This is a genomic window from Microcoleus sp. C2D2, assembly GCF_036702495.1.
In the GTDB taxonomy this organism is placed as follows: Bacteria; Cyanobacteriota; Cyanobacteriia; order Cyanobacteriales; family Microcoleaceae; genus Microcoleus.
The window spans coordinates 1-20,562 of sequence record NZ_JAUBTO010000081.1 but is presented as its reverse complement, the minus strand read 5'-3'; the positions used below and the strand labels follow the sequence as shown (position 1 = coordinate 20,562).

Below are 20,562 nucleotides of genomic sequence, written 5' to 3'. Positions count from 1 at the left end.
CGATATCTGTCTCAAAAACAGATTAGTTGGCGATGGCTTTTACACCCCGACGCTGATTTTCGCGAATTGTCTCGCAGGCGTTTTTATCCCGATCGATAACTGCTGTATGACAAAAGCCGGCTTTTGATACGCCTATTGCTAAGCCTCCTACTCCGCTGAACAGTTCTACAGAGTTGATTATTAGCATTCTATTGAGCAACGGTGGATATTAATTTTAATCGAAAATCGCTGCGATTCGATCGACTGTTCGCTGATTTTCCTCCGGGCTACCCACCGTAATTCGCAAACCTCCCCCAGTATGCCGAATTAAAGTACCTCGCTCTTTTAGGTGCTGCATGATTTGTTGGTGTTCCTGTTGGGGGGATTCGCCCTCACCAGCTTTCACCCGCAGGTAAACGAAGTTAGCCGCACTCGGCCAAATTTGCAATTTTTGATACTGAGTTAGCGCTGCAATTAATTTGGCTCTTTCTGAGATAATTTCGGGAATTACTGCCAGCAATAATTGCCGTTGCGCTAGGGCCAATTCTGCTGCAACTTGGCAAAAACTGGGGAGGTTGTAGGGGAGGCGGATTTTTTCTAACGCCGCTGCGAGTTCGGGATGGGCGATCGCATACCCGACTCTCATTGATGCTAGTCGAAATGCTTTGGAGAATGTGCGTAAAATTATCCAATTCGGGTGATGGTGCAATTGGTCGGCTAAAGTATTCTGGCTGAATTCAAAATAAGCTTCGTCAATTACTACTAATATTTCTGACGGCAAATTTTCCAGCCATTCTATTTCATCTGGTGTCAAGGCATTGGCTGTGGGGGAATTGGGATGAACGACAAAGACGGCGCGCACGGGGGGATTTTTATTTTGGGCGATCGCCCTTTTAGCAGCCTCGATATCGATTTCAAAATTCTCCTCTTTCCGCTGAACACTCACAACGGGAATGCCGAGGGTTTGGGCGATTATTCCATACATCGAAAAGGTGGGATTCGCAACGAAAATAGAGCCGCTACCGCCCAAGCAAGTAGCTATTAAGAGCGATCGAATTAGTTCGTCGGAACCGTTGCCCACAGAAATATTGTCGGCTGTAATGGCGGTTTTGGGCCGTGCAACCCCACCTAGCGCGGGGATTGTGATTGATTCATTGACGTATTGGGCGATCGCCTCTTTGAGCGCTGCGTGGCCTCCGTCGGGATAACGATTTGTCTCAATTAACTGCTGGTAAGTCCAAGCTAGCTTTTTTTTTAATTCTTCTGGCAAGTCGTAGGGGCATTCATTGGTATCGAGGCGATCGAGTACACTTTCCGAGTGCGCTGATTCTCCTGACGCGCCCCCGGGATGGGGAGTGTATGCGGTAAGTTCGGCTAAGTCTTTTCGGATAAAGGGAAGCATGGTATGATTTTAAACTTTTGATTGAGATTGTCACCTTACAAAGCCAGGCAGAAGGCACAAGTCAAGAAAAATTACGAATGCAAAAATTTTTCTTTTTTACCTCGCTGCTGAATTTTTTGCCTAATGCCGACTTACGAATGCTGTATCAAAGGTGTCTAAACTTAGGATATAGCCTTTTCTATCTCGAAAGCAAGAGGAGAGAGGGAAGTGAGTTTATGTCGCTCGATTGATGCCCCAGGCGCGGCAAATTGATTATTTTGAGATAGTAACTGCTGATATTTGGAAACCGAGTGTCAGGAACCTCAGCCTAAAGGGATGAGGCTTGAAGGAGAAATCTAACAAGCCGTTCTGACCAGCTTCAGTCTTAATTGACTACGTTTTTTGAGTCACGACACCCGCTTGATGCGTAGCTAGTCCCTCGCTCTGTCGCTAGCGGTTAAACAGTCTGGTATGTCACGCTCGAGAGTGCTGCTAGCCGGCGCAAGCTCTTAAAACATTGGCAAAGCTAACTTTACTCCGAAAGGAGATTGAGGCAACCATACCTCACCTCTGGGGCAACTATACCCCTCTACCCCGTAAGGGGATTCAAGGCGATGGAAATCGCCGAGTCGTTTTCCTCTCAGGGCTAAAGCCTCTGAGTTTCCCACTTACCGAGTTTTTTTATGAAAGTCAAGCCTTCAAATATATCTAAAACTACCGCCGCTACCCTCATAGCTTTAAGTTTGGCTGTTCTCCCTTCAGCTATGCCTGCCTCAGCTCAAACTAACTCTGAGCCGGCGCAAAACAATACTGATTCTAATGGGGTTGTTCTAGACAGAACTCCCTTTCAAGAAAGCAAGGGCGACAACCAGCATTGGGGTGCATTGGGTTTGTTGGGCATCCTTGGTTTGGCGAATCTGTTTCGCAAGGATGAACCCAAACGCTACCGCGATCCGATGGGCGAATAATTTTTTAAACCCCGATCGCCCAAGCCAAAAAACCAAATCAACTGTCCTCGATTCAGAAACCGGGTTTTTTACGAAAAAACTGGATTATTGCGTTTAATCCGGGCCAAAAACCCGGTTTCTTTGATATTGATGGGCATTTTTGCCACCAAGTTTGTTTATTTAATCGCGCCACAAAGCAATTCCGCCCAACAAACCGCTCACATTGGGTACTATTTTAACCTGCGGTGGTAAGTCAAAAACAATCTTTTTAGTATTGCCGCCGCCGATGTAAATGCGATCGCAGTTAAAGAGATTTTGCAGAGAGGCGAGCGCTTTTTCCAGACGGCGATTCCATCTTTTGGAACCGACTGTATCTAATGCCGATCGCCCTAATTGCTGTTCGTAAGTTTCCCCTTTGCGAAACTGGTGATGTCCTAATTCTAGATTTGGCACCAAGATACCATCGACAAATAAGGCAGAACCGAAACCGGTGCCAAGGGTAATTACTAATTCTACCCCCGTCCCAGCAATTGCTCCCAATCCTTGAATATCGGCATCGTTAGCCACTCGCACAGGTTTTCCCAAGCGATCTTTGAGGGTAGTTTGTAGGTCAAAATCTATCCAAGACGGATCTAAATTCACTGCAGTTTTGATGACGCCTAGACGCACGACACCGGGAAAACCGACGGATACTCGGTCAAATTCCCCTTGTCCGCTCGCTAAAGAGGCGATCGCCTCCAGTACGGGTTCAGGTTTCGGCGGTTGAGGCGTTTCTAAACGGCTGCGTTCGGTTTGGGGTTCGCCTTCACCGTCCAAAACCATAACTTTGATGCCGCTTCCGCCAATGTCAACGGCTAAGGTGCGAGTCGATCGATCTTGTTCAGTCATTTGAGTGTTAAGACTTGCAAGTTGGTCACATTTTAATTTTTGAATTGGCAAAACTTTGGAATCGCTTCCCAAATTTCCGCTAGGACATTTCCCAAAGAATGATCGTCTTCTAATTCGATTAATTGCACCCAGGGACGGTTAGCGGCAAAATTTCTGCTAGCTTGAATCGGTATTATTGTATCATGCTTCCCGTGAAGAATTAACGTAGGCACTGACCGCATTAATTTTTCTTCAGGGTATTGAGCCATATCTGCCACAAACTGATAATGCAGCGGCAGATAACGCTGTTCGCCGTAGTGGTAAACGGGCAGATATTTCTCAGACTGCCACTTTTCTAACTGTTGCTGTCCCAACAGTGGCAGCCAGTGGGAGATAAATTGAAAAGCCGGTGCTAACAAAACTATTTGTTTTACTGACAATTGTCGCTGGGCCAACCAAGCCGCTGTCAGCCCCCCAAAACTCGACCCTATTATGGTGACTCCCCCTAGATTTTTTAAATTTTCTGTGGGAGATTTGGAGGATTGGGTTGGCAAAAATTCTGTTTCTATTTGGTTTAATTGGCGGGTGAGAGTGAGGCCGGAAAAATCGTTTTGATTGAGATCGGGAGTTTTTAGGTCAATTCCTAGGTAAGAAAAGCGCTCTCGGAAATATTTAGCCTTAGCTGAATCGGGACTTGAAGCAAATCCGTGTAAATAAATGTAACTCGAATCGTCCTGTAAATTCATCCAGAAATGTTTATGAGACTTCCCAACTAATTATTTTAACTTAATATGAGTTATTAAATAAAAAACTTAAAACCGATAATAAGTAGATGAAAATATATACGGATTTTCCGAAGATATAAAGCAATCGAAGACACTTGAAATTGCTGCGCTTTTAGACTGCTTTTCCGAAGATAGAAAGCCCTTGCATAGATTACAGAAAAGCAGCGTTTCTCCCGGTCTGCATTTATTGATTTATACCTGCTTGCAATGAATCGCAGAGTGCGCACTGCGCACCCTGCGATTCACTCAAAACTACTCGTCAATTACTGCGGTTTTTGACTACTGCGATTTTTGACCGTTTTGCATCCGGTTTTTAGCAGTTTGTCGGCGCTGCTGCATCATTTGAGCTAATTGGCTGCGCTGTTCGGGCGTGAGCAATTCTCGCATGGCGAGTGTACTTTCAAATTGCACCTCTTCCAACTGCTGCCTCAATCCGATTATTTGACGGTGTTTTTCGCGCATTTGGCTGGCATTTGCCGTGCCGGCCATCATCGTTTCCAATTCTTGTCTGGCTTGGCGGACTGCTTGCATCCGCTGGGAAACTTGGTCTTTGTACCGATCGCGAACTGCCTGCATTTTCTGCTTTTGGTCGGCGCTTAAATTGAGTTGATCGAACATCCCACCTTGCTTGCCACCTGGCCGATTGGGACGCTGGTTTTGGGCAATTGTCTGCGGTTCGACGGGGTTGGAAACGGCTGTTGCTGCGGTTGCACTGCCGAGGGTCAGCATTAAAAAAGCTACGGCAGAAAGGCGGCGAATAGACATGAAAATTACCTCTTAAAGATTAGTTATTTGTTGGCGGTTCGGTGTCAGCAGCATAGCTGAAAGTCAACCAGTCTGTTTGCGCGCGATCGAGCGAATTTTCCCCAGGAGAATCGTTCAATACACCCTCCCAATTATTTACGAGAAATGCTTCTAGGTGCGCCGCCTCATCCGCGTGAAATTGTGCGGGCACTAGCACAGGATAGCCCGACCAAAAAACTAGCAGGCCAGCAGCGATCGCAGAAGGAAAAGCCCACTTGGGAAAACAGAGGATTCCTGACCTTTTACTATGCCTGGTAAATTGCGATTCTCCTCGAGAATTTAACTCTCTTGCAGCCGCATCATTCCTGTCTATTGCTGCTAAAAGTTCTTGCTCAAAATCGGGCGCAGCTTCGGGAACGTTTGGGCGATATTGCTTCAAGAAATTGACTAACTTTTTGTCGCAGATTCTGTCCTTCACAGCTCGTCTACCCCTTGTTTTTGCAAAAATTGCCGCAGAGAATTTCGGGCATAAAACACGCGAGATTTGACAGTCCCTGCCGGCAGCCCCAAAATTTGGGCTACTTCTTTTTGCGGGATGTCTTCTAAGTCGTGCAGCACCAAAACGCTGCGGTGTTCAAAGCTCAATTGCTCCAGTCCCCGCTGCACTAAATCTTGATAGTGCAACTGCATCAAGTCCGATGTGTTATCTTTGAGAATAACCCGATCCATTACTTCTTGATTTTTGAGTTGGAAGTCAAAAGAATGCTGTTTAGCAAATGCTTGTCTTTGATCGGAAGCCACATTCCAAGTGATTCGATAAAGCCAAGTAGAAAAGTTATCCTGGTGCTTGAGTTTGGGCAATCCTTTCCAGACTCGCAGAAATACTTCTTGTGCTAAATCGTCAAGAAGCGACGGGCCGCAGAGTTGGTAAAGGGTTGACCTGACTTTGTGTTGGTAGCGTTTGTAAAGGTAGCGAAAGCAAGTGCGATCGCCCTTTAGACACTCAGCAACTAAGTCCGAGTCGGAACAGTTATCGGTTAAAACATTGGCTGACACAGCTAACACCTGTGAAGTCTCCCTCACCAGTTCGTTATCTGAAGGGTTTAGACAGGACGATCGCAAAAAAGGTTCAAATAATTTAAAATATTATTTTGAGCATTAATCCGCCTGGGCTGGAAAACTGCACCAATGTCAGCAACAGGCACTCCGACCTCTTCCACAAAAATTAAATTTTATTGTGGGGAGTAGGGGTTGGGCACTCTTAGCCCGCCCGTAACAGGCTTTGCGGCCCGTTCCACAAAAATTCAATTTTATTATTGGTCCTATGGTTGGCTATAGCGATAATTCTCAAATATCGGTTCTAAGTATTTACAGCATTTTTCCAATAAGTATAAGTTTTTAAACCAATACTTTTTTGATTTTCATTATATATCTCATCCAAACACCTGAAAAGAGCCAAAGCATAATTCTTCAATCCCAAATTTGTCAAACTTGTAAGAATCCTAGTCAGCCGCAGGTAGTTGTGATTAAATTGTTCAACCCACTCTCTTTTTCTTGACAAATATTCCTCGGATTTGGCAATTACAATTTCTGCGTTTTCCCCTTCGCGGCATTCCAACCCGTAAAACGCCAGCATGACTTTGAACGAATGGACTAAGCTATTTCTCAACTCTTCACTTGTTCTAAAAGCTTGAATCACCTCATCATTTAAAGTAGGAGCACTGGAATTAAAGCGACTCTTTTCTCTTAGCGGAAACAGCCATTGAATGTAATTGTGCACGGATTCCAGCTTCGGGTAATCCCACGACCAAATATCCTCGATCGCCCGACCTTGTGAATCAGGCTGCTGACCGAGATAGAATGCTAAAATTTTGTTTTGTTTGGTTGAATTACTCATTAATCCCTTTACGGGCGGGCAAGATGCCCACCCCACAATAAAATTTAATTTTTCTGTGGAACAGGCATCCTGCCTGTTCTGGAAAATGGTGCAATATCTGAATTTTAACCGACTTTAGGCTGCTTCGCCCGCTTTACCGCAGAGTCACAAACCCTTCAGCAGTCGATGGGTGAATGCCAATAGTCGCGTCGAAGTCTTTCTTCGTAGCTCCCATATTAACCGCGATCGCCATTCCTGGAATAATCTCGCCCGCGTCTTTCCCAACCATGTGCACGCCCAAAACTCGATCGGTATTAGTCTCAACAATTAACTTAACAAAAGTTTTTTCGTCTGCACCTGTCAAGGCGTGAAACATCGGCCGAAACAGGGCTGTGTGGCACTTAATAATGATGGCGGTCTGCCATCACTATTAAAAATACGACAATCAACTGGTAGACCCCTCCTTAATTGCCACCGCCGTAATCGCCGGAATATCAAAAAAAATAAGTGAGGAATCCTGTGAATTCAAGACTTACAAATAAATTGCGACATAGGTAGAAGAAAACTATCAAGTATCAGTCAAATATCAAACATTACACAAGCAAGTACACTATCGAATGAAAGCCAAATTAAAAGTCCCAAGACGTTGCAGTAACAAAAAAGATGCAACTGCCGCTATCGAGTTAAAAAATAACTAAACAATTGGCTCAAAATAGCTTTGTGGTTAGAGTCTACTACCCCAAATCCATAAAAAAAAACTCAAATATTGGTGTCAAGATGAAACTAGACTCGGCTTAAAAACGATTGAAATAAAAAAGATTACAGCTTTGGGAGTCAAACCAATAGGTAAAGTACAAGGGAATTTTAAAACCTATTATTTATATAAGGCAGTCGCCCCACAGACAGGAGAAAGCTTGATGGTTGGAATTCTCACATAAGAATAGTGTATGTTTTCAAAAGTTATGGTATTGATAATGCTGCTATTACTGACTAATGGTGCTGCTATTTGGATCGGAGAGCACTGGCTCGATAGCAAGATTCAAAATTGATATCTGCTTGCACCAAGTCTTGGCATTTCGATCGCGACTCGCTTATGGATAGGCCTTCCTCAGAAACAGAATTGACTTCTTCTCCTTCTGAGGAAGATTTGCCTAGCAGTTAGCCCTCAATTAACCCTACCTGCTTACTGGTATTGTCAGCTTGGTTAACTCTGCCGCTCATTTGACTCGGTAGATTGAGTTGGCTCTGTATTCTGCTCCTTTGACCGTGTCTCATCTGGTTTTTGGATTTGCTTGAGATGAATCTCATTCACCTGAGTGATAAAGTTTTCTATTGCCATTTTTGCCATTTGTTGATGTTGGGCTTCGTCGGCTCCATCATCGTAACGATAAGCCGGACTCACTCCCAATACAAATTTCTCCTGTTCCGCTTCTAACAATTCCACAGTTGTGTTAGCAGAAATCCAATTCTCCTGAAAAGGAAAGGAGGTAACTATACTGGCGACTATCGAGGCGACAGCGGGACAAATTACCGGCAGCCACTTGAAGAACGCTTGACTTGGTTCCAATTTGTCTACCAATACTAAAATTGGTGTGACTCCCGATAAAATAACGGTTGCCAATTGGAAAGTATAGTAAATATTTCTCGAAGTCTCTCTGGTGTTTTTATAGTCGTCAATCAACTCCTGGCAATATCGTAAAGCCTTTTCTCTCACGGGAGTTATCAGATTGTTTTCCGAAGAAGTATTCGGGTTTAATAGATAACTATAGAGTTGAGCTTTTCTTCGGATCTCTAACTCATTAGCACGATTCCTAGAGTTGGAAGCCAATTGTCTATTGGCCAGGAAGAGAAAAATAAAACTAGAGAGAAAAACCGCTGCCCAGATAACGATAAGTTGATTGTCTGGAAAAACTCTAGTAAGGCTCCATGCACCAATAAAAGCCGCTAGAGATAAATACTCAATAATTTTCACGAAAGATAAAATTTGTGGGCTTGATGAGACGGTATTAGAAATATCGGTCTGGTCTTGCTGCACAGAAGTAGTCATTGCTTTCTAGTCAATTGGGTTATCAGACACAAGTTTAGCCTATTGGGGTTGCTCTTCCACGCCAGCCCTGTCAAGGTGGTGAAGAAGACCCTCAAACCCTTGAAAATTGGTTGCTGGCGATCGTTAAATCTTCTTCTTTTAACAGGTGATTACCAATAAGCTAGGTTTATTGTCGATCGCCAATCGGTAGGATGACGTAAAGCCAGTCGATCGCACCTTGATAGGGGTTTACGTTGCTTTGGGGTTAGAGATTTGATTCGATCCACACCCGCCGTATTTTTTACCCTGGTTATCTTATGTTGCCCTTCTGACCACTATACACTTTACAGACCAAGAGTAAATCAAGGTCTTCTGAAGTTTGCTGCCGTGCTCTAACATCGCCACAAAAAGATGGTTTGCTCTGAGCGTGGGGTATTTTGCACAAAGAACAACTCAGGTCATAGTTGAAGTAATTAACAACTAATTCAAGCAGTTAATCAGACAAGCGATCGCTTTTACTTTTAGCGATCGCACCGGAGAATAAAACAGCCCTGCTTAAGAAGGGGGAGACAGGAATCTTCTCTTTCCTCCCCCTTCTTAAAGGGGATGCGACGGGGAGCGAAACTTGACTGGAAGCGAGATGTATCAGGGCTTTCAGTCTTAAGTTAACAGCAATGGGCATGGCCGTGTCTTGATTTAACTGGTTCCTTTCGCTCCAGCGAAAGTAACCAGTAACGAGTAAAAATAGAGGCTCTTCCTCGCCTATCTGCCTTACTTTCGCTCCAGCGAAAGTAACGAGTAAATTGACACGGCTTGAGCAATGCCGCCTCCTGATTGCCGCATCCCGATTTTAGCTTTACCGCAGAGTCACAAACTCTTCAGCAGTCGATGGGTGAATGCCAATAGTCGCGTCGAAGTCTTTCTTGGTAGCTCCCATATTAACCGCGATCGCCATTCCTTGAATAATCTCACCCGCGTCTTTCCCAACCATGTGCACGCCCAAAACTCTGTCAGTATTAGTTTCAACGATTAACTTGACAAAAGTTTTCTCATCTGCACCTGTCAAGGCGTGAAACATCGGCTTAAACTTGGCTGTGTAGCACTTAATTGAGTCGGGGAACTTTGCTCTAGCCTGCGCTTCGTTTAAGCCGACTGTACCCGCTTCCGGCTGGGAAAATACCGCTGACGGGACATTTTCGTAATTGATTGCTCTGGGATTGTGGCCAAATTCAGTATCTGCAAAAGCGCGTCCTTCGGCGATCGCAATTGGCGTTAAATTAATCCGGTTGGTGCAATCTCCCACTGCAAAAATGTGCGGCTGACTCGTGCGGCTGTCTTTGCTAACTGCGATCGCACAATTATCGATTTCTACTCCCGCATTTTCTAAGGCCAAATTTTCCAAATTCGGCAAGCGCCCGGTTGCGGACAACAGCGCGTCTACTATCAGCGTTCCTTCGGATTTCCCCGACAAAGTTAATTTTAAGCCTTCTGGGGTTTTCTCAATGTGGTTGATCGAGCTTTCGGTCAAAATTTCTATGCCGTGCTTCATCATTCCTTCTTGCACGTTGGTGCGAATATCTGTGTCGAAGTCCTTCAAAATTAAGTCGGTGCGGATGATTTGAGTTACTTTGCTTCCCAACCCGTTCATAATGCAAGCAAATTCGACGCCGATGTAGCCGCCGCCCCAAATTGCCAACCGTTTTGGCTGCTCTTTTTGCAGGAAGATTTCGCGAGAAGTAATTGCGTGTTCGATGCCGGGAATTGGGACTCTTCTGGCTTCTCCGCCGACTGCTATTAAGATTTTCGCTGCGGTGATTTTTCTATCACCAACTTCGACGGTGTGGGGGTCAATAAATTTGGCGTATCCTGAGATTAATTCGACTCCGGCTTTTTCGAGGAAGCTGATGTGCAGTTTGCTCAGCCGCCGCACTTCTGTGTCTACGCTGGTGATGAGTTTTTCCCAATCAAAGCTGCTTTCGACTGGACTCCAACCGTAGCCCACCGCATCTTCATAAAGGTGCGAAAATGTTGAGGCGTACACCATCAGTTTTTTGGGGACACAGCCGCGAATTACGCAGGTTCCGCCTACTAAGTCATTTTCGGCGATCGCCACTTTTGCGCCGTAGGATGCTGCTCGCTTGGAACTCGCCAATCCGCCGGAACCCGCACCTATCACAAACAAGTCGTAGTCGTATGTCATAATTGTCGCGAATGTCCTATCTCAATTTTACGATTTTTGTCCTTTACTTTTCTTAATGATATCTCAAAAATTTTTTGTTTTTTTTGGGGTCAACTACTTTACTTTTTGGGTTCGGTCTGGTATTATTTAATAATAGGAATGTGTGCGTTAATTTTAAAATTGCTCACACTCCCATTATTAGAGTATAGCACAAGCGATTGACAAAAAACATATAAAAATGTAACTATTTTCGAGCCGCCGCCAAGAATAAAAGAGCTAATTGTCGATCGCTCGTTATAGCCGAGTCGAACTCCCGTAAATCCCTGTAAAAAAGCGGAACTTTGATGCTCTTGTTCTCCCAATTTTAAGGGGAAGTAGGGGGCAACAATCAGGGGCGATCGGGGCTAATCGCAGCGCAGCGACAGAAAACTCATACTACCTTAACCTATCGGGGCAACCACGGGAGCATTGGTGTCAACTTAACGTCCAACGTAGTACCAATCTGCTGTTTGACGATTAGGGTTCGATATCCCTGGCGCCCCCCTTAAGAAGGGGGGGACAGGAATCTTCTCAAAGTCCCCCGACTATCAGGGGGATTTAGGGGGATCTAGACTCAGCTAAAAGCAATATTTATCAGGGTTTCAGCCTAAATTGGACACGAATGTCATGGGAAATTAACCTACATTTTTGAGAATTTCATCAATCCTTGATAATTGCTATATTATAAACATAAATTAATTCTCGGGCTAGCTTTATGATCGAGTGGCTGGTACTCTGGGGAGCAACGGAAGCAGTAGGCATTCTCGTTAAACCCATCTTAGAAGATTTAGTCAAAGACGGCGCGAAGGATTTTGCTAAAGATTTTTTTAAAGATTCCCTAAAAAACGTCTTCTTAGGCGAAAAAGACCCGCGAAAAGTCGCAGCGGGCAAAGCAATCAAAAAGTTTTTGGAGTTGGTGCAACAGCAGTTAAAAATCGCCGGACTTCCCCCCGAGGAAATTAAGCGGTATATTAAAGATGTTAAAAAGTTTATCAGCAACAAGTCTGTTAAGGAAATTTTGGGCAAGGCTTTTGAGAGCGATCGCGAATCTCTCGATGCAGAACTTCTCGAACAAACCTGGACTCAACTAGATTTAACTTCTTTACCCGCAAGATTTAAGTGGCAAACCATCGCCACTCAGTATCTGGCAGAAGTTCAAGAAATTCTCTTTGACTCAAAAGACTTGCGCGATATCTTGAGTGCTCAAAATCTGGATAGCATTCAGAAAAATACTCAAGAAACGGCGGGGATTATCCCCGATTTTGACTTGAGGCAATATCAAGAAGCTCTGTGCGAGCGTTACAGCAATCTCAATTTAAGCAGCGTCGATCCCAATACCTACGATTATCGCGAAAAACTGAAGGTTTGGCAAATCTTTATTTTCCAAGATGTGCGATCGATTTACGAATCATTTGTGCCCCAAGCTTACGAAATTCCTAAAGAACATCAACGGCGGCTGCAAGACAGCAATCAATTAGAGGCGATCGATCTAGAAAATTTAGAGAAATATCGGCGCGGTTATTTTTCTCAGCCGATCGTATCGGTGTTAGATGTTAGAAATGACAAGCAAAAGTATCCCTACATTGTCATTTTAGGCGATCCGGGTTCTGGCAAGTCTACTCTGTTACAATATTTAGCATTAAACTGGGCGCGATCGCCCTTAAATAGCGTGACATCTCTGCCGATTCCGCTGCTAATAGAATTACGGACTTACATTCGCAGCGGGGAATCAGGACATTGCAAGAACTTCCTGGAATTTTTCCATCAAAGCCCCGGTTCAATTTGTCACTTGAATCAGCATCAATTACAGGAACAGCTTAAAGCAGGCGACGCTGTGGTGATGTTCGACGGGTTAGATGAAATTTTCGATGCCGGGAAACGAGAAGATGTAATTACGGCGATTCATCGGTTTACCAATGAGTATCCGCGCGTGCAAGTGATTGTCACGTCTCGCATTATTGGTTACAAACCTCAACGGTTGCAAGATGCAGGGTTTCATCACTTTATCCTCCAAGATTTGAATGCGGAACAAATTCAGGATTTTGTTCGCCGCTGGCACGAATTAACTTTTACTGATGCTGTGGAAAAAGCGCGGATTAGTGAGCGCATGGAAAGAGCATTAGCGTATTCATCAACGATTCGAGATTTAGCGGGCAATCCGTTATTGTTGACGATTATGGCGATTTTAAATCGCGGGCAAGAATTGCCGAGAGACAGGGCGGAACTTTACAATCAAGCTTCGCGCGTATTGCTTTATCAATGGGATGTGGAAAGGTCTTTAGTAGAGGATAGCAGGCTCGATCCGAAAACTATTGATGCTAAAGATAAGCAAGAAATGCTGCGGCGAGTCGCTTACAAAATGCAAGCAGCACCTGAAGGCTTAGCTGGCAATATCATTAGTGCGGGAGATTTGGAAAATACCCTGACAGCATATCTGAAGAATAAAGATTTCGATCGACCGAAAGAGCGGGCAAAGTTGATAATTAACCAACTGCGAACTCGCAACTTTATTTTATGTTATTTGGGTGCGGATACTTATGGGTTTGTGCATCGAACTTTTTTGGAATATTTCTGTGCGTCGGAGGTGGTGGAAAGGTTTCATAAGACACAAGAAATTTCACTGGAGGAGTTGAAAACCGATGTTTTTGGCAAGCACTGGGATGATGAATCTTGGCAGGAAGTTTTGTGCTTGATTGCGGGATTGATTGCTGGAAAGTTTACCGGGAAATTGATTGAGTTTTTGATTGAACAGGATGGGGAAGCCAAAAACTTCAGCAATCTGTTTTTGGCTGCGAAGTGTTTGAACGAGGTAAGGGATAGAAAAGAGATTGCTGCGGTTGAGAGTCAATTGCTTGAAGGCTTAAAAGAGTTAACCAAGTATGACCTAAATTATTATTATGAGGCTTATAAAGAAGAGGAAACGCTAGTTACTGAATTTTGGACTCAAGCAGTAAGTGCGATCGCCTACACTTGGAAAGATGACCCAGAAACCTTACCTTGGCTCAAGCAACTGGCTCAATTTGATGATAATTTTGCTGTACGACGTGCAGCAGTAGAAGAATTAGCATGGGGGTGGAAAGATGACCCAGAAACCTTACCTTGGCTCAAACAACTGGCTCAATTTGATAATGATTTGGATGTACGATATGCAGCAATCCAAGAATTAGCACAGGGGTGGAAAGATGACCCAGAAACCTTACCTTGGCTCAAACAACAGGTTCAATCTGATAAGAATTGGCTTGTGCGATTTGCAGCAGTTCAAAAATTAGCAGGGGGGTGGAAAAATGACCCGGAAACCTTACCTATCCTCAAAGAAATGGCTCAATCTGATAAGAATTCTACTGTGCGGCAAGCAGCAGTCCAAGAATTAGCACGGGTGTGGAAAGATCACCCAGAAACCTTACCTATCCTCAAACAACTGGCTCAATCTGATAATAATTCTACTGTGCGGCAAGCAGCAGTCCAAGAATTAGCACAGGGGTGGAAAGATGACCCAGAAACCTTACCTATGCTCAAACAACTGGCTCAATCTGATAAGAATTCTACTGTGCGGCAAGCAGCAGTCCAAGAATTAGCACGGGCGTGGAAAGATGACCCAGAAACCTTACCTATCCTCAAACAACTGGCTCAATCTGATAATAATTCCGCTGGGCGGCGTGCAGCAGTGCACGAATTAGCCCAGGGGTGGAAAGATGACCCGGAAACCTTACCTATCCTCCAACAACTGGCTCAATCTAATGATAATTCCGCTGGGCGGCGTGCAGCAGTGCACGAATTAGCCCGGGGGTGGAAAGATGACCCGGAAACCTTACCTATTTTCAAACAACTGGCTCAATCTGATGATAATTGGGATGTGCGACGTGCAGCAGTCGAAGAATTAGCGCTGGGCTGGAAAGATGAACCAGGAATATTTGAGTGGTTGGGCGATATTGCTATAAATCATCCTTTTGAACGCAAGTCCAAATTCCAAGAGAATCCCAGACGAAGATCACTTGAAATCATGCTCAAGCAATACCCCGATCGCCCAAAAACTTTAGAAATACTTCGCGATCGCGCACAGAACGATCGCGACCAACAACTCCGCGAATTTGCCCAGAAAAAATTGGCAAAATTAGAACGCCAATGAGCGATATATTAGATCGCAGATAGCCATTTTTTCTAAATTTAGAGACTTGTCGTTGGGTGGGGGCGGGTTTATGATATTATGGGTTTTAAACATAGATGGTTGGTAAAACCCGCCCCTACAAAATTATCAATTACCAATGATAGATTGCAGGTTAAAAAATATTCATGTAGGGGCGGGTTTCACCAACAATAATTGCCTGAAACCCATAATATCGTAAACCCGCCCCGACCCGATGACTATCATAAATAGTATATAAATAGTATAATTAATATCAAATAGTTCTCGGAGACAACCACTATGCAAGTCACGACCGAACAAATTATTTATCCATGCAGCGACGGTCAACCAATGGCAGATAGCACAATTCAATACAAATTAATTGTCAAAATCAAAGAAGGTTGCGAATCGCTGTTTAAAAACGACCAAAACGTGTTTGTAGCAGCCGATTTACTGTGGTATCCAGTTGAAGGCAGACCAGACATTTCTCAAGCACCGGATGTCATGGTAATATTTGGCAGACCAAAGGGCGATCGACGTTCCTACCTGCAATTTAACGAAGATAATATTGCTCCCCAAGTTGCGTTTGAGATTCGCTCTCACAACGACAGACAAACCAAAATGTACAAAAAACTTTCATTTTACAATCGCTATGGAGTCGATGAGTATTACCTTTACGATCCCGAAAACAACGATTTGAGCGGTTGGCAAAGAATTGAAGGAAACTTAGAAATAATTGAGCCGATGGAGGGCTGGGTAAGTCCGAGATTGGGAGTACGATTTGAGTTGGGCGAAGCTGGGTTAGAAATATATCGACCCGATGGACAAAGGTTTCTTTCCTATGCGGAATTGGAGGAACAGGGGGAATTAAACCGCCAGCGTGCCGAACAGGAAGCTCAAAGAGCCGAACAAGAAGCTCAAAGAGCCGAACGTTTGGCCGCAAAACTGCGCGAATTGAACATCGATCCTGAGAGCATTTAAGCGACAAATTAGACCTCTTGCAAAAGTCAAAAACTCACCCCCCTCAGTCCCCCCGCGGCTTCGGGGGGAAGCAAGAAAAATTAGGCTCCCTCCCCTTACTAAGGGGATGGTTGGGGAGGGGTCTGAGCATTTTTGCAAGAGGTCTATTGTTTAATTTAGGGCTTACGCATCAAGACCACAGAAACCGGGTTTTTTATGGTTTATGCGCGCTGTAGCGAATGATTTTCGTGAAAAAACCCGGTTTCTCACCACCCTTGTGTAAGTTCCATAATTACAACTTGTCCGACTTGTTTAAAGTCGCCAAGCAATCTCCATTCTTCGGGATTGGTTCACTCTACTCCGGTGCATTTGCAATGAGGTCTGATACTGAAATTAGCCTCCAAACGATCGCCCTGACCGCCGCCAAAACGGATAACAAGTGTTAACTTAGTAGTTAGTTGTGTCGATCGCACAGAAAAAAAATGCCTGAACTACAAACCGATACATACCAAGACCTCGACCCGCAAGTCCTCTCAAAGCCCGTTGTTGTCGGTCTGGAAGACGTAACAAAAGTTTACGGGATTGGCGACCTGGAAGTTCGCGCCTTAAACGGGGTCAGCTTGACCGTAAGACAAGGAGAATATTGCTCGATTATGGGCGCATCGGGTTCCGGCAAATCTACAGCTATGAATATTATCGGCTGTCTCGATCGACCTACGAGCGGCAGTTACTACTTAGACGGCGTAGATGTCGCCCAAATGCCCGAAGGAGAATTAGCCGGAATTCGCAATTTAAAATTAGGTTTTGTATTCCAACAATTTCACCTGTTGGCTCAATTGACAGCATTAGAAAATGTCATGTTACCGATGGTTTATGCCGGCATTCCCGCAGCAGAAAGACGCGAACGGGGAGTAGAAGCTTTAACAAAAGTAGGCCTGGAAAGTCGGCTGCAAAACAGACCGAATCAACTATCAGGAGGACAGCAGCAGCGCGTAGCCATCGCCAGGGCTATTGTCAACCGTCCCGTATTGTTGCTGGCTGACGAACCTACAGGTGCATTGGATACAAAAACTACTCAAGAAGTAATGGATATTTTTACCGAATTCAACGAAAGCGGCATGACTGTTGTTATGGTAACGCACGAACCAGAAGTGGCGCGTCAAACTCGCCGCGTTGTCTGGTTCCGCGACGGTAAAGTTATTCACAACAATCTCAAGCCCGAAGAGCTTTCACACGCTGTATTTTAGTATAAGAGTCCGCGAAAAGTCCGCGAGTTCAATCGCTTCTTGTCAAACTTTCGTCCCTCTCTAAGAGACTGAAGAATCAAGAGGGTATCAGTCGTATGCAAGACGACGTTAGCTATTAGACAGGGGTTTTCAACCCCTGGCGGACTAATAGACAAAACGCCAGATATCTGCTTAATGAAAAGCACTCGGAAAAGCTTCCCAAACTCGATCGACAAAATCTCTAAGTTGCCGAGAAGCGATCGCACCATCCTTTTTCTCAGAGTCCAGAGACTGCAACTGAGTCAACAGCGAAATTACCTCAGTATCTAAAGCCGCCCGAAACAAACTCCCGGGCCACAGCAAATCAGCACCATCCCGCAAATCGGATAAAGTGTATTCTTGGGACCATTGCGCCGATAAATCCTTCCCTGACAGTAATACAACTAACATTAAAGGGCGCACCCAACAAACTTGACGTGCCTCAACCACTTGGATCACCTCTGAATGCAGGCACGCATCTCCACATTCTAAACTGACAATTTGACCCGGCTTAAAGTTCAAAGCACAATCCATTAATGCTCACACTTAATACATACATAACAAAGCAGCCAAATAAGTGCTGCATCTCTCCACAGCACGGCAAACATTATATCATAATTCCTTCTTCCTTCTTCCTTCTTCCTCCTTCCTTCTTCCTTCTTCCTTCTTCCTTCTTCCTTCTTCCTTCGTCTTCTTAACTTTCATCAAGATTTTTAAGAGCCTTTTCGATCTCGGCCGTCAAGACTCGTGCTTCTTTTTTACCGCCCCCACCCTGGGCATAATCCGCCACCGAAATCGCAGAACCGATCGCAATTTTTACCTGAGAACCCCATTGAGGAATGCGGGGGCGATAGCGGATACTCATCGGTACAATTTTCACCCCCAAACCCGGTTTGCTCAACTCTGCTTGAATTGCCAAACGAGCCAATCCAGGCTTAATCGGGTGAACTTCGCCATCCTGAAAAATGCCGCCTTCGGGAAAAATCACCAACATCTCCTTGTCGAGGAGAAGTTCCACCCCGTAACGGAGACTGCTAATTGCTGGATGCTTGATATCCACAGCAAACCCTCCCAAATGTCGGATGAACCAACCTTGCAGTCCTTTCACTTCATCAGCAGTTACCATAAACCGCAAATCGCGTCCAGTCACCATCTGTCCCGTTGAATAGGGCATCATTAGGGCATCCCACCGGGAACGGTGCGTAGGGGCTAAGATCACAGGCCCCTCTTTCGGCAAGTGCTCCTGTCCGGTTATCTCAATCTTGCCAAAATGAAACGGTAGGACAACATAGTGACCTAGCGGATAGAGCAAGGAGGTTAACCAAGGAGAAACGCGAGAGGTATTAAATGCTACCTTTGCAGGCATTGGCTTCACTAGAGATGATTTACTGGACTCAACGGCGATCGCGGGGGTGTGGGGCATAGCAATGAAGCTGCTTTATAGAAATCTCAAGTCTAAAGTAAGTTGTTGGACAAATCTTTAGTTTTTGGATCGGGACAGTTTTGCTATTGGCATTGCGCCGATCGAGCGATCGCGCCCGCAAGAGATAATCTCTAACAGGTAAAAGCTCAGCCAACCGGACAGCACTAATGCAGAGCAGTCGGCCGCCTCGAAAGCTTGAGCGGGCAATTACGGATCTATTATTTCAGTTAAACGGTCAAGTTCGATTAAACATCGCCCAGAAGAGAGTAAAAAATTTTACCTGTTAAATTTTCCGGCGTGCTTCAAACCAAGAAAGCAACTGATCGCGGCAAACAGACTCCATAATACCGCCGAGTACCTCTAAGCGGTGACACGAATGCGCGCTATCTGGAATATTAGCGACAGTCCGGATCGTCCCAGTTTTCGGGTCATCTGCTCCGTATACCAGCAGACCGATCCGAGCTTGGACGATCGCACCCGCGCACATCGGGCAAGGCTCCAGCGTTACGTAGAGCGTGCATTGGTTGAGATGCCAGTCTTGCAAAACTTGCCCGGCCGCCCGCAGAGCCAAGATTTCAGCGTGAGCAGTCGGATCGCAGTCTCGCTCTCGCCGATTTTGCGCTTCGGCAATCAATTTGCCACTACCGTCAACAATTGCAGCACCCACGGGTACTTCACCAGCATCACCGGCTGCTTGTGCCAGTTCCACGGCCCTAGTCATCCAGCGTTTGTGAATAAAATAAGTAGTATCACTAATAAACAACGGCTCAGTTTCGGAATTCACATCATACCTAAGGAAGAGAAAAACTTAAGATCGATAAAGAAAGTTAGATTAGAGGTTAATGGAGTCTCATTTTTAATTATGGATACCACCACGATCACCACTGAAGTTGTTGAGCTGTTGTGTCGCATTAGCCGGCAAAAGCTCCGCGAACAAGATATCACTCCTTTGGTAGTGTTTCTGACTGCTCTGATTTCCATCATGCGGGGAGTGATGGTTTGTGACAGGACGATCGCAGTTCAAGAAGAAGAACGGCTGCAAAAGACTCTCAAAGCCTTTGCCAGCGGCGACCGCGAGCGGGTAGAACTAATTCAGCGCCTTGTCAAAGGAATCTCCAAACAGCAGGTTTACTTCAACCCCACAGAATTGCTAACCCTGACAGCTTTGTTCTCAGAATCAGAAAAGCTGTTGCTCATCGGTTCCGGCTACGAAATGTCAGCGGCAGACGGATACATCGACCTGCGGGAGCAAATGTACTTACAGTCGATCGCAAATCGGCTCGGGCTCGACTCCAGACACATAGCAGTCATAGACACTTTATTTACTAACGAAGGAACCCTCGACTTAGAAGCTTTTGCCGAAGTTAAAGCTTTACTCGATCCGGGCCAATTCGAGTCCCGCGAGCCGGTATTTGGCAAAGCAGCAAAGCACTTGCTGGGTATTTTAGTCCGCAAATAATCCAGCGCCAATAAATTTTTGAGCAGTAAAAGTAGTGATATCGATTCCGGTTACACCGTTCGGGATGGTCCGTTGGTCCGTTGGGAGTGGTCCGTGGGGGAATGTGGAATTATTGACCTTGACTCGATCGTGCCCATGCAACCGGAAACGATATGAGAGAGGAGTTCGAGGATTTGACGATTTTTCGATTTGAGGCGGGACTTGCGCGCTCTTACCCTCAAAAACCGGGTTGTTTAACCCCTACCAAAAGCGCTGCACGGCGTATGTTCGTGAAAAACCAGGTTTGTGCTTAAGTCCCGCTTTATTTTTTTTTGCAAGAGTCGATCGAACCAGGTCTCTCAATCAACCGAATCCATGTGAACTACCCCACATCAACTGCTACGCAGAAGGATGTGGGCTTCCCAATTCAAGGGCAACAGCCTCGGCAGCAGCGGACTTGCGCCCCTACAGTTTTGGTCTGACATTGCCTCGAAGGGCAGTAACGCTCGTTCCCAACGCCAATATCCGTA

At 45.2% G+C, this 20,562-nt stretch carries 18 protein-coding genes and 1 pseudogene; 5 read left to right on the top strand and 14 right to left on the bottom strand.

All coding sequences use genetic code 11. The features are described 5' to 3' along the window. Nucleotides 1–22: 22 nt before the first annotated feature. Both QUB61_RS23330 and QUB61_RS23325 read right to left on the bottom strand, forming a co-directional pair. Entirely contained in the window at nt 23–187 is a 165-nt protein-coding gene (locus QUB61_RS23330; RefSeq protein WP_333132406.1) for a DNA cytosine methyltransferase, read from the bottom strand. Nucleotides 188–214: 27 nt separating this feature from the next. Next, the gene (locus QUB61_RS23325; protein ID WP_333132405.1) at nt 215–1,381 is read right to left on the bottom strand and encodes a histidinol-phosphate transaminase; all 1,167 of its coding nucleotides are present in this window, start codon (nt 1,379–1,381) and stop codon (nt 215–217) included. Nucleotides 1,382–2,043: 662 nt separating this feature from the next. Between QUB61_RS23325 and QUB61_RS23320 the strand changes: the two genes are divergently transcribed. Next, complete coding sequence (locus QUB61_RS23320) at nt 2,044–2,328, top strand: WGxxGxxG family protein (RefSeq protein WP_333132404.1); 285 nt, start codon at nt 2,044–2,046, stop codon at nt 2,326–2,328. Nucleotides 2,329–2,487: 159 nt separating this feature from the next. Here QUB61_RS23320 and QUB61_RS23315 read toward each other — a convergent pair whose 3' ends face one another. The 9 genes and pseudogenes from QUB61_RS23315 to gor form a co-directional block, all read right to left on the bottom strand. Continuing rightward, on the bottom strand, nt 2,488–3,195 hold the full coding sequence (locus QUB61_RS23315) for an ROK family protein (protein WP_333132403.1): 708 nt from the start codon (nt 3,193–3,195) through the stop codon (nt 2,488–2,490). A 32-nt stretch (nt 3,196–3,227) separates the two neighbouring features. After that, complete coding sequence (locus QUB61_RS23310) at nt 3,228–3,920, bottom strand: YqiA/YcfP family alpha/beta fold hydrolase (RefSeq protein ID WP_333132402.1); 693 nt, start codon at nt 3,918–3,920, stop codon at nt 3,228–3,230. A gap of 318 nt (nt 3,921–4,238) precedes the next feature. Beyond that, entirely contained in the window at nt 4,239–4,724 is a 486-nt protein-coding gene (locus QUB61_RS23305; protein ID WP_333132401.1) for a Spy/CpxP family protein refolding chaperone, read from the bottom strand. A 19-nt stretch (nt 4,725–4,743) separates the two neighbouring features. Then, on the bottom strand, nt 4,744–5,181 hold the full coding sequence (locus tag QUB61_RS23300; protein ID WP_333132400.1) for a hypothetical protein: 438 nt from the start codon (nt 5,179–5,181) through the stop codon (nt 4,744–4,746). Next, complete coding sequence (locus QUB61_RS23295; RefSeq protein WP_333132421.1) at nt 5,178–5,768, bottom strand: sigma-70 family RNA polymerase sigma factor; 591 nt, start codon at nt 5,766–5,768, stop codon at nt 5,178–5,180. Before QUB61_RS23295 ends, QUB61_RS23300 begins: the two co-directional genes overlap by 4 nt. 295 nt (nt 5,769–6,063) lie before the next feature. Continuing rightward, nucleotides 6,064–6,600 (bottom strand): opioid growth factor receptor-related protein, encoded by a 537-nt coding sequence (locus tag QUB61_RS23290; protein WP_333132399.1) that lies wholly within the window; start codon nt 6,598–6,600, stop codon nt 6,064–6,066. Between the two features lie 133 nt (nt 6,601–6,733). Next, nucleotides 6,734–6,985: pseudogene (locus QUB61_RS23285) on the bottom strand (glutathione-disulfide reductase); the annotation flags it as partial. Between the two features lie 798 nt (nt 6,986–7,783). Next, nucleotides 7,784–8,626 (bottom strand): DUF4231 domain-containing protein, encoded by an 843-nt coding sequence (locus tag QUB61_RS23280; RefSeq protein ID WP_333132398.1) that lies wholly within the window; start codon nt 8,624–8,626, stop codon nt 7,784–7,786. 835 nt (nt 8,627–9,461) lie between these two features. After that, nucleotides 9,462–10,805, bottom strand: coding sequence for a glutathione-disulfide reductase (gor, locus tag QUB61_RS23275; RefSeq protein ID WP_333132397.1), 1,344 nt, complete (start codon nt 10,803–10,805; stop codon nt 9,462–9,464). A 733-nt stretch (nt 10,806–11,538) separates the two neighbouring features. On the opposite strand from gor, the gene QUB61_RS23270 reads away from it, so the two are divergent. From QUB61_RS23270 to QUB61_RS23260, 3 genes are all read left to right on the top strand, one after another. Then, nucleotides 11,539–14,949 carry a HEAT repeat domain-containing protein gene (locus tag QUB61_RS23270; protein ID WP_333190126.1) on the top strand — a complete coding sequence of 1,137 codons (3,411 nt, stop codon included), beginning with the start codon at nt 11,539–11,541 and terminating at the stop codon, nt 14,947–14,949. 297 nt (nt 14,950–15,246) lie between these two features. Next, nucleotides 15,247–15,927 (top strand): Uma2 family endonuclease, encoded by a 681-nt coding sequence (locus tag QUB61_RS23265; protein WP_333132395.1) that lies wholly within the window; start codon nt 15,247–15,249, stop codon nt 15,925–15,927. A gap of 461 nt (nt 15,928–16,388) precedes the next feature. Then, the gene (locus tag QUB61_RS23260) at nt 16,389–17,153 is read left to right on the top strand and encodes an ABC transporter ATP-binding protein (protein ID WP_333132394.1); all 765 of its coding nucleotides are present in this window, start codon (nt 16,389–16,391) and stop codon (nt 17,151–17,153) included. A gap of 171 nt (nt 17,154–17,324) precedes the next feature. On the opposite strand, the gene QUB61_RS23255 is transcribed toward QUB61_RS23260, so the two are convergent. The 3 genes from QUB61_RS23255 to tadA form a co-directional block, all read right to left on the bottom strand. Then, a complete protein-coding gene (locus QUB61_RS23255) occupies nt 17,325–17,705 on the bottom strand; it encodes a hypothetical protein (protein ID WP_333132393.1) in 381 nt (126 codons plus the stop codon). 160 nt (nt 17,706–17,865) lie between these two features. Next, nucleotides 17,866–18,594, bottom strand: coding sequence for a lysophospholipid acyltransferase family protein (locus tag QUB61_RS23250; protein ID WP_333132392.1), 729 nt, complete (start codon nt 18,592–18,594; stop codon nt 17,866–17,868). Nucleotides 18,595–18,877: 283 nt separating this feature from the next. Beyond that, entirely contained in the window at nt 18,878–19,378 is a 501-nt protein-coding gene (gene tadA, locus QUB61_RS23245) for a tRNA adenosine(34) deaminase TadA (RefSeq protein ID WP_333132391.1), read from the bottom strand. A gap of 78 nt (nt 19,379–19,456) precedes the next feature. On the opposite strand from tadA, the gene QUB61_RS23240 reads away from it, so the two are divergent. Continuing rightward, complete coding sequence (locus tag QUB61_RS23240) at nt 19,457–20,053, top strand: TerB family tellurite resistance protein (RefSeq protein ID WP_333132390.1); 597 nt, start codon at nt 19,457–19,459, stop codon at nt 20,051–20,053. Nucleotides 20,054–20,562: the final 509 nt, after the last annotated feature.

Bases quoted from the DNA above. Each gene is read 5' to 3' on its own strand.
- QUB61_RS23330 (WP_333132406.1), bottom strand. From the start codon at position 187: ATGCTAATAATCAACTCTGTAGAACTGTTCAGCGGAGTAGGAGGCTTA.
- QUB61_RS23325 (WP_333132405.1), bottom strand. From the start codon at position 1,381: ATGCTTCCCTTTATCCGAAAAGACTTAGCCGAACTTACCGCATACACT.
- QUB61_RS23320 (WP_333132404.1), top strand. From the start codon at position 2,044: ATGAAAGTCAAGCCTTCAAATATATCTAAAACTACCGCCGCTACCCTC.
- QUB61_RS23315 (WP_333132403.1), bottom strand. From the start codon at position 3,195: ATGACTGAACAAGATCGATCGACTCGCACCTTAGCCGTTGACATTGGC.
- QUB61_RS23310 (WP_333132402.1), bottom strand. From the start codon at position 3,920: ATGAATTTACAGGACGATTCGAGTTACATTTATTTACACGGATTTGCT.
- QUB61_RS23305 (WP_333132401.1), bottom strand. From the start codon at position 4,724: ATGTCTATTCGCCGCCTTTCTGCCGTAGCTTTTTTAATGCTGACCCTC.
- QUB61_RS23290 (WP_333132399.1), bottom strand. From the start codon at position 6,600: ATGAGTAATTCAACCAAACAAAACAAAATTTTAGCATTCTATCTCGGT.
- QUB61_RS23280 (WP_333132398.1), bottom strand. From the start codon at position 8,626: ATGACTACTTCTGTGCAGCAAGACCAGACCGATATTTCTAATACCGTC.
- gor (WP_333132397.1), bottom strand. From the start codon at position 10,805: ATGACATACGACTACGACTTGTTTGTGATAGGTGCGGGTTCCGGCGGA.
- QUB61_RS23270 (WP_333190126.1), top strand. From the start codon at position 11,539: ATGATCGAGTGGCTGGTACTCTGGGGAGCAACGGAAGCAGTAGGCATT.
- QUB61_RS23265 (WP_333132395.1), top strand. From the start codon at position 15,247: ATGCAAGTCACGACCGAACAAATTATTTATCCATGCAGCGACGGTCAA.
- QUB61_RS23260 (WP_333132394.1), top strand. From the start codon at position 16,389: ATGCCTGAACTACAAACCGATACATACCAAGACCTCGACCCGCAAGTC.
- QUB61_RS23255 (WP_333132393.1), bottom strand. From the start codon at position 17,705: ATGGATTGTGCTTTGAACTTTAAGCCGGGTCAAATTGTCAGTTTAGAA.
- QUB61_RS23250 (WP_333132392.1), bottom strand. From the start codon at position 18,594: ATGCCCCACACCCCCGCGATCGCCGTTGAGTCCAGTAAATCATCTCTA.
- QUB61_RS23240 (WP_333132390.1), top strand. From the start codon at position 19,457: ATGGATACCACCACGATCACCACTGAAGTTGTTGAGCTGTTGTGTCGC.